The organism is Microbacterium sp. NPDC087868 (genome assembly GCF_044900755.1).
Lineage (GTDB): Bacteria > Actinomycetota > Actinomycetes > Actinomycetales > Microbacteriaceae > Microbacterium > Microbacterium galbinum.
In genome coordinates this window covers 627,779-640,815 of the sequence record NZ_JBJDNO010000002.1, presented here as the reverse complement: position 1 = coordinate 640,815, position 13,037 = coordinate 627,779, and the positions used below count along the sequence as shown (strand labels likewise).

13 protein-coding genes are annotated in these 13,037 nt (G+C 69.1%); 8 read left to right on the top strand and 5 right to left on the bottom strand.

The window, feature by feature from the left end; genetic code table 11:
* Positions 1–45: 45 nt before the first annotated feature.
* From ACI2JZ_RS08485 to ACI2JZ_RS08465, 5 genes are all read left to right on the top strand, one after another.
* The gene (locus tag ACI2JZ_RS08485) at positions 46–1,206 is read left to right on the top strand and encodes a PP2C family protein-serine/threonine phosphatase (protein WP_247957051.1); all 1,161 of its coding nucleotides are present in this window, start codon (positions 46–48) and stop codon (positions 1,204–1,206) included.
* Entirely contained in the window at positions 1,203–3,167 is a 1,965-nt protein-coding gene (locus ACI2JZ_RS08480) for a glycosyltransferase family 2 protein (RefSeq protein WP_247633667.1), read from the top strand. Before ACI2JZ_RS08485 ends, ACI2JZ_RS08480 begins: the two co-directional genes overlap by 4 nt.
* Positions 3,151–3,483, top strand: coding sequence for an STAS domain-containing protein (locus ACI2JZ_RS08475; RefSeq protein ID WP_404597204.1), 333 nt, complete (start codon positions 3,151–3,153; stop codon positions 3,481–3,483). The genes ACI2JZ_RS08480 and ACI2JZ_RS08475 overlap by 17 nt, the downstream gene beginning before the upstream one ends.
* Positions 3,473–3,889, top strand: coding sequence for an ATP-binding protein (locus ACI2JZ_RS08470; protein ID WP_404597203.1), 417 nt, complete (start codon positions 3,473–3,475; stop codon positions 3,887–3,889). The genes ACI2JZ_RS08475 and ACI2JZ_RS08470 overlap by 11 nt, the downstream gene beginning before the upstream one ends.
* A gap of 62 nt (positions 3,890–3,951) precedes the next feature.
* The gene (locus ACI2JZ_RS08465; protein ID WP_404597202.1) at positions 3,952–5,256 is read left to right on the top strand and encodes a cytochrome P450; all 1,305 of its coding nucleotides are present in this window, start codon (positions 3,952–3,954) and stop codon (positions 5,254–5,256) included.
* Between the two features lie 83 nt (positions 5,257–5,339).
* On the opposite strand, the gene ACI2JZ_RS08460 is transcribed toward ACI2JZ_RS08465, so the two are convergent.
* The 5 genes from ACI2JZ_RS08460 to dnaK form a co-directional block, all read right to left on the bottom strand.
* The gene (locus tag ACI2JZ_RS08460) at positions 5,340–6,002 is read right to left on the bottom strand and encodes a GntR family transcriptional regulator (protein ID WP_247633663.1); all 663 of its coding nucleotides are present in this window, start codon (positions 6,000–6,002) and stop codon (positions 5,340–5,342) included.
* 52 nt (positions 6,003–6,054) lie between these two features.
* Positions 6,055–6,471, bottom strand: a complete 417-nt coding sequence (locus ACI2JZ_RS08455) for a heat shock protein transcriptional repressor HspR (protein WP_247624335.1) — start codon at positions 6,469–6,471, stop codon at positions 6,055–6,057.
* Between the two features lie 126 nt (positions 6,472–6,597).
* The gene (locus tag ACI2JZ_RS08450; RefSeq protein ID WP_247624334.1) at positions 6,598–7,584 is read right to left on the bottom strand and encodes a DnaJ C-terminal domain-containing protein; all 987 of its coding nucleotides are present in this window, start codon (positions 7,582–7,584) and stop codon (positions 6,598–6,600) included.
* Between the two features lie 7 nt (positions 7,585–7,591).
* Positions 7,592–8,233, bottom strand: a complete 642-nt coding sequence (locus ACI2JZ_RS08445) for a nucleotide exchange factor GrpE (protein WP_247633662.1) — start codon at positions 8,231–8,233, stop codon at positions 7,592–7,594.
* Positions 8,234–8,235: 2 nt separating this feature from the next.
* Complete coding sequence (gene dnaK / locus ACI2JZ_RS08440) at positions 8,236–10,101, bottom strand: molecular chaperone DnaK (protein WP_336641590.1); 1,866 nt, start codon at positions 10,099–10,101, stop codon at positions 8,236–8,238.
* Positions 10,102–10,454: 353 nt separating this feature from the next.
* Here dnaK and ACI2JZ_RS08435 point away from each other — a divergent pair, with 353 nt between their 5' ends.
* The 3 genes from ACI2JZ_RS08435 to ACI2JZ_RS08425 all read left to right on the top strand — a co-directional run bounded on the left by ACI2JZ_RS08435 (position 10,455) and on the right by ACI2JZ_RS08425 (position 13,022).
* A complete protein-coding gene (locus ACI2JZ_RS08435; RefSeq protein WP_404597201.1) occupies positions 10,455–11,033 on the top strand; it encodes a hypothetical protein in 579 nt (192 codons plus the stop codon).
* A 347-nt stretch (positions 11,034–11,380) separates the two neighbouring features.
* Complete coding sequence (locus ACI2JZ_RS08430) at positions 11,381–12,307, top strand: NAD(P)/FAD-dependent oxidoreductase (RefSeq protein ID WP_404597200.1); 927 nt, start codon at positions 11,381–11,383, stop codon at positions 12,305–12,307.
* Between the two features lie 58 nt (positions 12,308–12,365).
* On the top strand, positions 12,366–13,022 hold the full coding sequence (locus tag ACI2JZ_RS08425; protein ID WP_404597199.1) for a hypothetical protein: 657 nt from the start codon (positions 12,366–12,368) through the stop codon (positions 13,020–13,022).
* Positions 13,023–13,037: the final 15 nt, after the last annotated feature.

The window sequence follows — 13,037 nt, the reverse complement described above, 5'->3', positions numbered from 1 at the left end:
CCGGATGCGAGGATGGCATGAGAAAGACCGTAGGAGGGACGGCAGGTGTTCGACGAGCGACGCAGACAGCAAGCGCTCGAGGAACTGGGGATCCTCGACACCCCCCGCGATGAGCGGGTGGATCGGGTGGCACGACTGGCGAAGGAGATGTTCGGAGTGCCGATGGTGAGCGTCTCGCTCATCGACCGCGACAGGCAATGGCGGAAGGCGGAGATCGGGTTGGGCGCCGATCAGGCGCCACGGCAGGACTCCTTCTGCGATTACACGGTTCGACAGGACCGCACCGTGGTGATCGAGGATGCCGCACTGACGGACCTCTTCGCCGACAATCCGTTCGTGACCGGCGACCCGCATCTGCGGTTCTATGCGGGGCATCCGCTGCACGCGCCCGGAGGAGAGCCGATCGGCACCCTGTGCGTGCTCGACACCGAACCGCACACGCTCACGGACGCCCAGCTCGACCTGCTGCGCGATCTCGCGTTCTGGGTGCAGTCCGAACTCGCCAACGACGCCGAGCTCGACCACGCCGCCGTCATCCAGAGCACGCTGCGCCCGCACGCCCATCCCGAGGTGCCGGGCTACACGATCGCCGGCGGTTCGATCTCGCGTGGCGCTCTGGCGGGCGACTTCTACGACCTCGACATCGTCGACGGCGCCCTGCGCGTCACTCTCGCCGACGCGATGGGCAAGGGCACCGGCCCCGCGCTGATCGCCGCGAGCGTACGCGCCTCCCTGCGTACGGCCCCCGAACGAGGGCTGACGGCATCGATCGCCGAAGCCGATCGTCTGCTCGAGCAGGATCTCGGCGACACCGCGATGTTCGTCACCGCCGTGCACGCGGAACTCGACCCGGAGTCCGGCGACCTCGAGGTGATCGACGCCGGGCACAGTCTCGCCTTCATCCTCCGCGCGGACGGCTCGTGGGAGCATCTGCGCTCGACGAGCCTGCCGCTCGGGATGGGCATGGGCCTGCAGCCGGCGGAGATCCGGACACCGCGGCTCGCGAACCTCGCACGCGGGGACGCATTCGTCTGCTGCAGCGACGGCCTGCTCGACGTCCTCGATCCCGACGATCCCTACGCCCACGTCTACCGCGTGCTCACCGAGCTCGGACCCGACGGAGCGATCCGGGAGGCGATGGGGCTCGCCACCGCCGAAACCGCGACCGACGACATCACCGTGGTCGTCGTCCGGAGGGATGCATGAGCGCCCGGTTCGCCACGATCCGCATCCTCGCCCTGCTGTCGGTGCTGCTCGGCGTGAACTACGTCGCGTGGCGCTGGCTCGAATCGGTGAACTGGTCGGCGTGGTGGATCGCGGTACCGCTCGTGATCGCCGAGACGTACAGCCTCATCGACACCTTCCTGTTCTGCCTGACCATGTGGCGGGCCAAAGAGAGGCCGGCCCCCGTATCGGAGCCGCGTGGCACGGTCGACGTCTTCATCACGACGTACGACGAGCCCATCGAGCTCGTCATGACGACCGCGCGTGCGGCCCAGCGCATCGCGTATCCGCACACGACCTGGATCCTCGACGACGGCTCCCGCCCGGAACTCGAAGCGGCGGCGCGTGATGCCGGGGTGTCGTATCTCACCCGCCCGGACGACTGGACCGGCAAGCCGCGCCACGCCAAGGCCGGCAACCTGAACAGCGCCCTCTTCCAGACCGACGGCGAGTTCCTGCTCATCCTCGACGCCGACCAGATCCCGGATCCGCTCATCCTGCACCGCACCCTCGGCTACTTCGCCGACGACCACGAGGTCGCCGTCGTCCAGACCCCGCAGTGGTTCATGAACGTCGATGAGGCCGATCCTCTCGGAGCCCAGGCACCGCTGTTCTACGGTCCGATCCAGCAGGGCAAGGACGGATGGAACGCCGCGTTCTTCTGCGGTTCGAACGCCGTGCTCCGGCGTGAGGCGCTCATGCGGCTCGGCATCATCGGTTACGTCCGCGAGGTCACCGACTCCGCCGCCCGTGCGCTGCGCGCATCCGAGACGATGATCGAGGCGGAGGTCCGAGCGGCGGCCGATCCTAACCTGACGCGCGAATTCAGCGCGCTGCAGATCGTGATCCGCCAGGGGCGGCGCGACCTGGCGGCGGGCGTCGCCGTGGCCGAGGTGGCCGACCGGGTGCGATCGGCCGTCGATGACGCGTCGCGCATCCTCGTCGCGCAGGATCTCGCGGGTATCCGCGCCGACCTCGCCGAACTCGGCGCGCTGCCGATCGAGCACGATGCCGAACTCGATGCGATCGTCGTCGACGAGGCAGGGCTCGCGACGCTGGCGGCATCCGACCTCTCCCCCATCACGGCGCTCGACGCCGTGCGCGCCCTGCTCGACGCGCTGCGCCTCGACCGCGGAGACGAGGCCCAGCCCATCCTCCCGATGGCGACCATCTCGGTCACCGAGGACATGGCGACCGCGATGCAGCTGCACTCGCAGGGGTGGCGCAGCGTCTACCATCACGAGATCCTCGCCAAGGGCCTCGCTCCCGAGGACCTTCGCACCATGCTCACCCAGCGGCTGCGCTGGGCACAGGGCACGTTGCAGGTGATGCTCCGCGACAACCCCCTGGTCAAGCGCGGGCTCTCGGTGGGCCAGCGCCTGATGTACTTCGCGACGATGTGGAGCTATCTGTCGGGGTTCGCGGCGGTCGTGTACCTGACGGCCCCCGTGGTGTACCTCGTGTTCGGGGTGCTCCCGGTCACCGCATGGTCGGTCGATTTCTTCGTGCGTTTCCTGCCGTACTTCATCGTGAATCAGGTGCTGTTCCTGGTGGTCGCGAAGGGGGTCAGGACCTGGCGCGGGCAGCAGTACTCGCTCGCCCTCTTCCCCGTGTGGATACGAGCGTGCTGGACGGCGTTCGCGAACGTCGTCCTCGGCCGCCCCCTGTCGTTCGCCGTGACGCGCAAGGACGGTCGCGATCCTCGCGGCGTGCCGTGGGGGCAGATCTGGCCGCAGCTGACGGCCATGGTGGTGCTGACGGTCGCCCTCGTCATCGGCGTGACGCGCGTCATCATCGGCACCGCCGACGGAACCGGCACACTGGTCAACACCGCCTGGGTGCTCTACGACCTCGTCGTGCTGAGCGTCATCATCCAGGCCGCCCGCTATCGTGGGCCGGCCGCCCGAGTCCTCGAGAAGGAGCCCCATGGATCTGAGCACTGACACCCGCGACGGCTACGCCGTCATCGGCCTGACGGGTCGACTCACCGCGACGGGAGCACCGCTGCTGCGCAACGCGGTGAGCGACCTCATCGCCGCGGGCGAATCGAACATCGTCATCGACATGGCGGGTCTGCTGCTCGTCGACTCGTCCGGACTCGGCGCCCTCGTGGGCGGGCTGAAGAGTGCGCGCGTCGCCGGCGGCGACCTGCGCATCGCCGCCGTGCCCGAAGCGGTGCAGACCGTGCTGCACCTCACCAACCTCGATCGCGTGCTGCGCGACCACCCGACGCCGGAGTCGGCGTTCGATGGACGCTGAGACCCGCGCGGTGCACATCGACGGGCCGGCCCGGCTCGAGCTCGTCGACCACGTCCTCGACGCCCTCGACGGGCTGTGGGCGGACGCCCCGCACGTCGCCGACCGGGACCGTACGCTGTTCGCCCTCGCCGTGAGCGAGGTGGCGACCAACATGGTGCAGCACACCGACGACCCGGACGGGGTCACCCTCACCGTCGACATCCGCGTCTCGTCGGACGACCTCCTCGCGACCCTCACCGATACCGCCCCGCCGGCGGAGATCGACTGGGACGGCGTCGACATGCCGGATGCCGACAGCGAGAGTGGCCGAGGGCTGGCGCTCTCCACCGCCGCGCTCGACGAGTTCCGACACTACGCCGACGCCCGCGGCAACACCTGGCGTCTGCAGCGGAGGCTCGCGCCCTAAGCAGGCTCCGCCCTTCGTGCAAGCCCCTATCGCCGCCGCATCGGTGCGGGGACAGTGGGCGCATGCTGATGCGATCGAGTACTCCCCACCCTCTGCACGACGACTCGATCGGTCTGCTCACCCGCGGCTACCGCCTCGGCGAGCACCTCTGGCGGCGCACGGAACCGGGGGCCCGCGCCGTCGGGATGCGCCTGCTGGGAAAGCCTGCGCTGTTCGTGCGCGGCGCCGAGGCGGTGTCGCTGTTCTACGACGGGGACCGGATCGCCCGGCACGGCGCGATGCCCGCTCTCGTTCAGAACACCCTTTTCGGGAAGGGCTCGGTGCACAGCCTCGACGGCGCGACGCACCGCCACCGCAAGACGACCTTCCTCGACGTCGCGTACGAAGACGAGCAGGTCGCGCGTCTCGCGCCGTACCTCGAGCGCGAGTGGCGGAGCGAGGTCGACGCCTGGGCAGCCGGTACGAGCCGCCGTTCCGCCTACGACGCCGCGATCGGCGCCTTCGGTCGCGCCATCATGCGCTGGGCCGGACTCCCGGGGACGGCGCGGGCGAAGACTCGGTGGGCCGAGCGACTCGCGCAGATCGTGGACGGATTCGGTGCGCCCTACTCCCTCGCCTTCCTCAGTGCGCAGTTCAACCGGGCATGGTCCGACCGCCACGCCGAGAACCTCGTCATGGCCGTGCGGCGCGGCGAGCTCGAGACCGTCGCGGGGACCGCCCTGCACGAGTGGGCCTGGCACAGGGATGAGACGGGCGTGCTGCTGTCTCCTCGCCTCGCGGGCATCGAACTGCAGAACGTGCTGCGCCCGATGATCGCCGTGGCGCGGTTCGTCGCCTACGCCGCGAAGCGACTGCATGAGCATCCCGAATGGCGCGGGCGCATCGCGACCGAGGCAGCCGAGCGGGGTTCGCTGACCGGCGGCCCGCTGGCGACGGCGTTCGCGCAGGAGATCCGCCGCACCTCGCCGTTCGTGCCGATGCTTCCCGCCTGGGCGACGGAGGACGTCGAGTTGGACGGCGAGCGGGTGGAGGCGGGCGACCGCGTCGTGCTCGACATCCTCGGCACGAACATGGACGCGGCGTCGTGGGACCGTCCCGCGGACTTCGTTCCGGACCGGTTCGTCGGGATCGACGACTACGAGGCGATCGAGACCTTCGTCCCGCACGGCGGAGCGGATCCGCGTACGGGGCACCGCTGCCCCGGCGAGAAGCTCGCCATCGCGGGGCTCGCGGCCGCGGTCTCCGCGCTGAGCGAGCGACGGGTCGAGATCCTCGACCAGGGCCTCGACGTGAACCTCTGCCGCCTGCCGACCATGCCGGCCTCCGGAGGTCGAGTCCGCGGTTGCCCCTTCCACCGCCGGGGCTGACGCCCGCGGCTTTCGAATCGTTCACCTGGCGCTCTTCGCCTGGCGAGACCCGCGAGGCGCGCGACTCGGAATACCGAGGGAGATCAGGCCCGCGTCTGGATCTCGCTCAGCATCCGATCGCGGGCACCGTCGAGGTGCGCGGCCAGAACAGCGGATGCCTCCTCCGAGGTGCCGGTGCGCATGACGTCCATGAGCGTGAAGTGGTCGCCCGAAGACTCGTGGAGGTCTTCGTCGTGGTTGATCGTGACCTCGAGCAGCGCGGCGAACGTCGGGAGGTACTGGCTCCACGCCCCCTCGAGCCGCGGGTGGTCGGCGAGCGCGTAGATCTGCGAGTGGAAGTCGAGGTCGGCGGTCACGAAAGCCGCGTGGTCGCCGGCATCCGCAGCCGCACTCATGCGCCCGACGGCCGCCGCCATCGGCGCCCAGCGCGCCGGGTCGTCGACGCGCATCGCCCGAGAGAGGGCGAGCTGCTCGAGAGCACCGCGCAGGCTGTAGAGCTGGTCGACGTCGTCTTTCGTGAGTCCGGTGATGTACACGCCGCGCGGGCGCTGCACCTCGACGAGGTTCTCGAAGCTGAGCTGCGTGAGGGCATCGCGGATCGGACCGCGGCTCACGTCGAACTCCTCGGCGAGCGCCTCCTCGGTGATGCGGGTGCCGGGCGCGAGGTCCCCGCGCACGATGCGCTGACGCAGCACGCGTGCCACCTGGGCTCCGAGCGACTCTGCCCGCTTGACGATCTGTGTCACGCCGACCTCCTGTTAACAGTTGACAGGATACACACCGGTCGGTGGGGAGAGGTCAGTTGCGCCCGTCGCGCGGGCTCCAGAGCACCACTTCGGTCGAACGACGCAGACGTCGTCCCGACGGCATCGGCACCACACCGGATGAACCCGCCGCGAACACGCGCACTCCGGGTCGATTCTCGCGCTCGGACCGCAGAGAGGCCTCGAGGTCGGCGATGCGGCGGCGGAGCATCCGATTCTCGTCCTCGAGGTCGAGCAGTCGGGCGATCGCCGGCAGGCTCATCCCCTCGGACGACAGCTGAGCGACCTCACGGAGCTGCTCGATGTCGCGATGCGAGTACCGGCGAGAACCGCCGCGCGTGCGGCCGGGGGTGACCAGGCCGATGCGGTCGTACTGGCGCAGGGTCTGCGGGTGCATGCCCGCGAGCTCGGCCGCGACGGCTATCGCGAAGACCGGGGTGTCAGCATCCATGGTGGGCCCCTTCTCCGGTTCCTGAGCGCCCTTCGCCTCGCTCCGCTCGCTCAGGGACCGGGCTGGAACCGGTTCCTGAGCGAGGAGCGAAGCGACGAGACGAAGGACGCCCCGAGACGAAGGACGTCATCGCCGCGCCTTCGCCATGAGCTCGGCGCGGGGGTTCTCGGTCGGCTCCAGAGCCTGGAACTTCTCGAGCGCCTCGCGCGCCGCCTCGTCGAGGTGCGTCGGCACGGCCACCTGCAGCTCGGCGAGAAGATCGCCGGTGCCCTTGCCGGTCGTGACGCCGCGACCCTTGACCCGCAGCACACGCCCGGAGGGGGTGCCGGGGGCGACCCGGAGCTTGACGACGTCTCCGCTCAGCGTGGGGACCTCGATGGTCGCGCCGAGCGTCGCCTCGGTGAAGGTCACCGGCACGACGACGCGCAGGTTGAGGCCGTCACGGGTGAAGACGGGATGCGGGCGCACCGTGATCTGCACCACGATGTCACCGCTCTCGCCCCCGTCCGGCGAAGGCCGACCGCGGCCGCGCAGACGGATCTTCTGCCCGTCGGCGACCCCGGCCGGGATCTTCACCTTGAACGGCTTGCCGTCGTCACCCTGCAGCGAGATCGTCTCCCCCTGCACGGCGGTGACGAAGTCGAGGGTCGTGCGGGCCGTGACATCGGCACCGCGCTGCGGGCCACCGAAGCCGCGGAATCCGCCACTCGTCTGCCCGAAGCGTCCGTTGCCGAAGCCTCCTCCGCCCTGACCCTGGTTGAACATCGCGAAGATGTCCTCGAAGTCGGCGGACTGCCCGCGCCCTCCCTGGCCGAAGCGACTGAAGACGTCTTCGAACCCGCCGGCACCCGAGCCGCCCGCCGTGAAGCGGGCGCCCGAGCCCATGGCGCGGATCTCGTCGTACTCCTTGCGCTGCTCGGCGTCGGAGAGCACCGAGTACGCCTCGCTGATCTCCTTGAAGGTCGCCTCTGCCTTGGCATCACCCTGGTTGGAATCCGGGTGGTACTTCCGTGCGAGCTTGCGGTAGGCCTTCTTGAGGTCGGCCTCGCTCACGTCCTTCGAGACCCCGAGGGTCTTGTAGAAGTCCTTGTCGAACCAATCCTGGCTAGCCATGCATCACCTACTCCGCGGGGACGGCGACGACGACCTTCGCAGGACGCAGCTCGACGTCTCCGAGGCGGTATCCCACCTCGACGACCTCGAGGATCGTGGTCTTGTCGACGCCGGGCGTCGGCTGCTGGAAGATGGCCTCGTGGCGCTGCGGGTCGAACTCCTCGCCCTTCTCGCCGTACGAGACGACGCCGAGGCGCTCCACGACCGCGCGCACCTTCTCGGCGATCACGGCGAAGGGAGTGCCGTCGACGAGGTCGCCGTGCTGGCTGGCGCGATCGAGATCGTCGAGCACCGGGATCAGGCCCTTGACGGCCTCGCCCTTCGCGCGCTCGATCTCGACCTGGCGCGACTCCTCCGTGCGGCGACGGTAGTTCGCGTACTCGGCCTGCAGGCGCTTGAGGTCGTTGAGCAGCGTCGACTCGAGGTCGGCGAGCACGGCGTCCTCCGCCGCGGCCTCACCGGTCTGCGTCGCGCCGAGGATGTCGTCGACCGTGAGGTCGTCGGGAGCACCGTCGACCGGCGTCTCGTCCGAGCCCTCGGCCGCTGCGGCCTCGGTGGAGTCCGGATTCTGCGGCGCGGGGCCGGATGCCTGAGCATCCGACCCCTCGCCTGCGACTCCGTTGTTCTCTTCGAAGTCCTTGTCAGCCATGATTACTTCTTCTCGTCCTCGTCGTCGACGACCTCGGCGTCGATGACATCCTCGTCGGACGAGGATGCATCACCCTGGGGAGCGTCGCCCTCGGGAGCGGCACCGGCCGCGGCATCCGCCTGGGACTGCGCGTAGATCGCCTCGCCCAGCTTCGTCTGCGACTCGTTGAGCTTGTCGAACGCGGTCTTCACGGCGTCGTCGTCCTCGCCGGCGAGAGCCGTCTTGAGGGCGTCGACGTCGGCCTGGACCGACTCCTTGACGTCGGCGGGGAGCTTGTCCTCGTTGTCCTTGATCAGCTTGTCGATCGAGTACGCGAGGGTCTCGGCCTGGTTGCGGACCTCGGCGGCCTCACGGCGCTTCTTGTCCTCGGCAGCGTTCTCCTCGGCCTCGCGCACCATGCGCTCGATGTCGTCCTTCGACAGCGACGAGCCGCCGGTGATCGTCATCGACTGCTCCTTGCCCGTGCCCTTGTCCTTGGCGGACACGTGCACGATGCCGTTGGCGTCGATGTCGAAGGTCACCTCGACCTGCGGGATGCCGCGGGGGGCCGGGGCGATTCCGGTGAGCTCGAAGGTTCCGAGCGGCTTGTTGTCGCGGGTGAACTCGCGCTCGCCCTGGAAGACCTGGATCGCGACGGACGGCTGGTTGTCGTCGGCCGTGGTGAAGGTCTCGCTGCGCTTGGTCGGGATCGCGGTGTTGCGGTCGATGAGCTTCGTCATCATGCCGCCCTTGGTCTCGATGCCGAGGCTCAGCGGGGTGACGTCGATGAGGAGGACGTCCTTGCGCTCGCCCTTCAGCACACCGGCCTGCAGAGCGGCGCCGACGGCGACGACCTCGTCCGGGTTGACGCCCTTGTTGGCTTCCTTGCCGGTCTCGCGCTTGACGAGCTCGGCGACGGCGGGCATACGCGTCGATCCACCGACGAGCACGATGTGGTCGATGTCGGCGACCTTGATGCCGGCTTCGCGGATGACGTCCTCGAAGGGCTTCTTGGTGCGGTCGAGCAGGTCCTTCGTGAGGTCCTCGAACTTCGCGCGGGTGATGGTCTCGCTGAGCGAGACGGGGCCCGAGTCGGTGAGCGAGAGGTACGGGAGGTTGATGGAGGTGCTCGTCGAGGACGACAGCTCCTTCTTCGCCTGCTCCGCGGCCTCCTTGAGGCGCTGCAGGGCGATCTTGTCACCCGAGACGTCGACACCGGTCGTGGACTTGAACTGCGAGATCAGGTAGTCGACGAGGCGCTGGTCCCAGTCGTCTCCACCGAGGCGGTTGTCACCGGCGGTCGAGCGCACCTGGATGGTCGAGAAGTCGTCGTCCTTGCCCACTTCGAGCAGCGAGACGTCGAACGTTCCACCACCGAGGTCGAAGACCAGGATGAGCTCGTCTTCCTTGCCCTTGTCGAGGCCGTAGGCGAGGGCCGCGGCGGTGGGCTCGTTGATGATGCGCAGGACGTTGAGGCCCGCGATCTCGCCGGCCTCCTTGGTGGCCTGGCGCTCGGCGTCGTTGAAGTACGCGGGGACGGTGATGACCGCGTCGGTCACCGTGTCGCCCAGGTACGACTCGGCGTCGCGCTTGAGCTTCATGAGGATGCGCGCGGAGATCTCCTGCGGCGTCCACTTCTTGCCGTCGACGTCGAAGGTCCAGTCGGTTCCGATGTGACGCTTGACCGACGCGATGGTGCGGTCGACGTTCGTGACGGCCTGGCGCTTGGCGGTCTCACCGACGAGCACCTCGCCGTCCTTGGTGAAGGCGACCACCGACGGGGTGGTGCGGAAGCCCTCGGCGTTGGCGATGACCTTCGGCTCGCCGCCCTCGAGGACGCTGACGACGGAGTTCGTCGTACCGAGGTCGATTCCCACAGCACGTGCCATGTTGTTCTCCTTTGTGTTGCTGACGATGGTTGGTCTGAAAATCTGCGGCGATCAGGAAACCTGAGTCGCGATGGCTCAACTGTACATCGACGCGAGATGACTGTCAAACAAACTTGATATGAACTGGCTCAACTTTGATTGACAGTTGCGGCCGCGCGAGTTCGACGAGCCGACAACATCGACGCCCTCCTCGCCTTGGCGCACGAACGCACCCATCACCGCCCCCCACCCCTCCGTCACAGGCCCCCCAACTCTTGGCGGCACTGACGTGGTGGCGCCGCTTCACTCGAAGTTCCTTGGCAGCTGTGGATAACTTTCCGGCCATCCGCACGCATCCCCCTACGATGTGCGGAATGAACCGCACCGCCATGCCCACTCGAACCGTCGCGGCATCCGTCGCTGCCCTGTCGCTGCTCGCCCTGGCCGGATGCGCACCGGGTCCCTACACCTTCACCTTCGTCGACGGGCAGACGCTCGACGAAGACACGAAGGTGGACTGGAACGACGGTCTTCAGGGCGACGCCGAGTGGGAGGAGCAGGAGACGGGCCAGGGCGAAAGCGGTCGGAGTTACCGTCGGATCGCCGACGACTGCATCGCCGGATACTCCGTGACCGACGACATGAACTACGGCACGCCTTTCGCCGAGGATGACGATCTCGACGCCTCGAACGGCGTGATGAACCTCGTCATCGATTTTCAGACCGCTCCGCCGACGACCGGGAAGTTCCCCCTCGAGGGCGACCTCGGGAACTCGGTCGCGATGCGCCAGGTCACGTTCGCGCAGGACGGCGAGTCCGGCGTCTTTGCCGGCCGCTCCTTCGACGTCCCGGGGATCACGGTGATCGCCTTCGCGAGCTGCCCGGACGAGGACGACATCACCGACGCGTTCGGCGCACTCCTCGCGAAGAGCTCGGTCGTCATCACTCCGTGACGCCGTCGGGTCGCCGTCGTCGCCCTGTTCACAACTCCTCCGATATGGCCCGGATGACGCGAATGCGGCACGCAATGGTCCGGAATCACGAGTTTCTGAGGAGTTGCGGACGGCAGGGTCGGCACTGTTTCAGGACGGATGCCGCCCGCACCCCCGGTTTCCCCGTGGCAATGTCCTCCGCGCCCTCGGTTTTCCTGAGTTAGGACACCGCCGCGCCCGCGCCACTCATGGCAGGATGGAAGTAAGGCGAGCCTTACCCGATGCGGCTCGCGGCGGCGTCGCCCGGGCGGCGCAGCCGCATCCCATCCGAGACCGCGTGCGCGACGAACGCAGGTCAGGAGGATGCTGTGGACCACACCGAATACGACGTGATCATCATCGGCGGCGGCCCCGCCGGGCTCTCGGCCGCCCTCAACCTCGGCCGTTCCCTCGCCCGGGTGCTCGTCGTCGACGCCGACCGGCCGCGCAACGCCGCCACACTCGCCTCGCACGGATTTCTGACGCGCGACGGCATCCCGCCGCACGAGCTGCGTCGGCTCGCCCGCGCGGAGCTCGCGGCATATCCGAACGTCGAGATCCGCTCACGGGTGCGGGTGGTCTCGCTGCGACGGAGGGATGCCGGGTTCACCGCCGAGATCGGCCGCCGCGAGCCCGCGGGAACGGCATCCGCCCCGGCGGTGCTGATCGCGACCGGCCTGCGCGAGACGCTCCCCGCGGTGCCGGATCTGCGCGGCTTCTACGGCATGAGCCTGTTCAGCTGCGCCGCCTGCGATGCATGGGAGCTGCAGGGGCGCACACTCGCCCTCATCGGCGAGACGACGGACCTCGCCGACCGTGCCCGCCTGATCTCGCGCTGGACCGAGAGCCTCACGGTGTTCACGAACGGAGCCTCGGTCGTGAGCGCGCAGGAGGAGGCCGAACTCGCCGCCGCCGGAGCGGTGGTGCAGCGGCATCCGATCGTCGAGCTCGTCGGCGACCGCGGGCAGCTCGAGGCCGTGCGGCTCGCCGACGGCACCTCCGTCGCGATCGAGGGCGGGTTCGTCCGCCCGGAGTGGGATGCCTCTCTGCCCTTCCTCGACGGCATCGACCCGGCGCGCGACGCCGCGGGCCACCTGCTCACCGATCGCTCCGGGCGCACCGACGTCGCGGGGTTGTACGCGGCGGGCGATGCGGCGGCGCCCGGCCCCCAGCAGTTGATCGTGGCGGCGGGAGCGGGCGCGCGGGTCGCGGCGGTCATCGTGCACGACGGGCTCGGGATCGCGACCTCGCACTGACGCCGTATGGGCAGTCCTACCCCTGTGCGGGGTGAACGCGAGTGATTAGGCTCCCCGTATGCCCTCGATGCCCCTCCCCCGTCTCGCCGCCGCCCTCGTCGTGACCGCGGCCCTCCTTCCGCTGAGCGGCTGCATCTACGCCCAGATCCCCGCCGACGCGCCCGCAACGGAGGACACGACCACCCCCGCGCCGGAGGAGACGTCGACCGCCGACGGCATCCCGACCACGCTGTCGTTCGACGACGGTCTCTCCCTCCCGTCGACCGCCTACATCCAGTGGGGCGACGGACTGCTCGTCGACGAGGGGTGGGAGATGGCCTCGCCCGACGACGGGCAGGGCAACTGGAGCTACGCCACGGTCGACGGCTCCTGCACCGCGCACTTCTGGCAGGGCACGATCGGTGCCGACATGCAGGTCGCCGGCGACGACAGCGCCACGTCGGATGCCGTCATCGCCGCCGTCCTCGGAGGATCCCCCGAAGACATCACCCCGGACGCGACGACGGGCGCGTTCAGCTATCAGGTCGGCGGCAACGACGCGGTCGAGAACCGCCAGGTGGTCGGCCAGGACACCGGCCGCACCTGGATCATGGCGGCTCGTGCGTTCAGCGAGGTCGGGGTCGGGCTGTACGTCATCGTCGACTGCACGACCGGCGACCCCGCCGCGGTGCTCGCCGAGATCGCCGACACCAACTCGGTCGTCGTCACGCCCTGAGGGCTGCGGACGCGC

Bases quoted from the DNA above. Each gene is read 5' to 3' on its own strand.
- ACI2JZ_RS08480 (WP_247633667.1), top strand. From the start codon at position 1,203: ATGAGCGCCCGGTTCGCCACGATCCGCATCCTCGCCCTGCTGTCGGTG.
- ACI2JZ_RS08475 (WP_404597204.1), top strand. From the start codon at position 3,151: ATGGATCTGAGCACTGACACCCGCGACGGCTACGCCGTCATCGGCCTG.
- ACI2JZ_RS08470 (WP_404597203.1), top strand. From the start codon at position 3,473: ATGGACGCTGAGACCCGCGCGGTGCACATCGACGGGCCGGCCCGGCTC.
- ACI2JZ_RS08465 (WP_404597202.1), top strand. From the start codon at position 3,952: ATGCTGATGCGATCGAGTACTCCCCACCCTCTGCACGACGACTCGATC.
- ACI2JZ_RS08455 (WP_247624335.1), bottom strand. From the start codon at position 6,471: ATGGATGCTGACACCCCGGTCTTCGCGATAGCCGTCGCGGCCGAGCTC.
- ACI2JZ_RS08450 (WP_247624334.1), bottom strand. From the start codon at position 7,584: ATGGCTAGCCAGGATTGGTTCGACAAGGACTTCTACAAGACCCTCGGG.
- ACI2JZ_RS08445 (WP_247633662.1), bottom strand. From the start codon at position 8,233: ATGGCTGACAAGGACTTCGAAGAGAACAACGGAGTCGCAGGCGAGGGG.
- dnaK (WP_336641590.1), bottom strand. From the start codon at position 10,101: ATGGCACGTGCTGTGGGAATCGACCTCGGTACGACGAACTCCGTCGTC.
- ACI2JZ_RS08435 (WP_404597201.1), top strand. From the start codon at position 10,455: ATGAACCGCACCGCCATGCCCACTCGAACCGTCGCGGCATCCGTCGCT.
- ACI2JZ_RS08425 (WP_404597199.1), top strand. From the start codon at position 12,366: ATGCCCTCGATGCCCCTCCCCCGTCTCGCCGCCGCCCTCGTCGTGACC.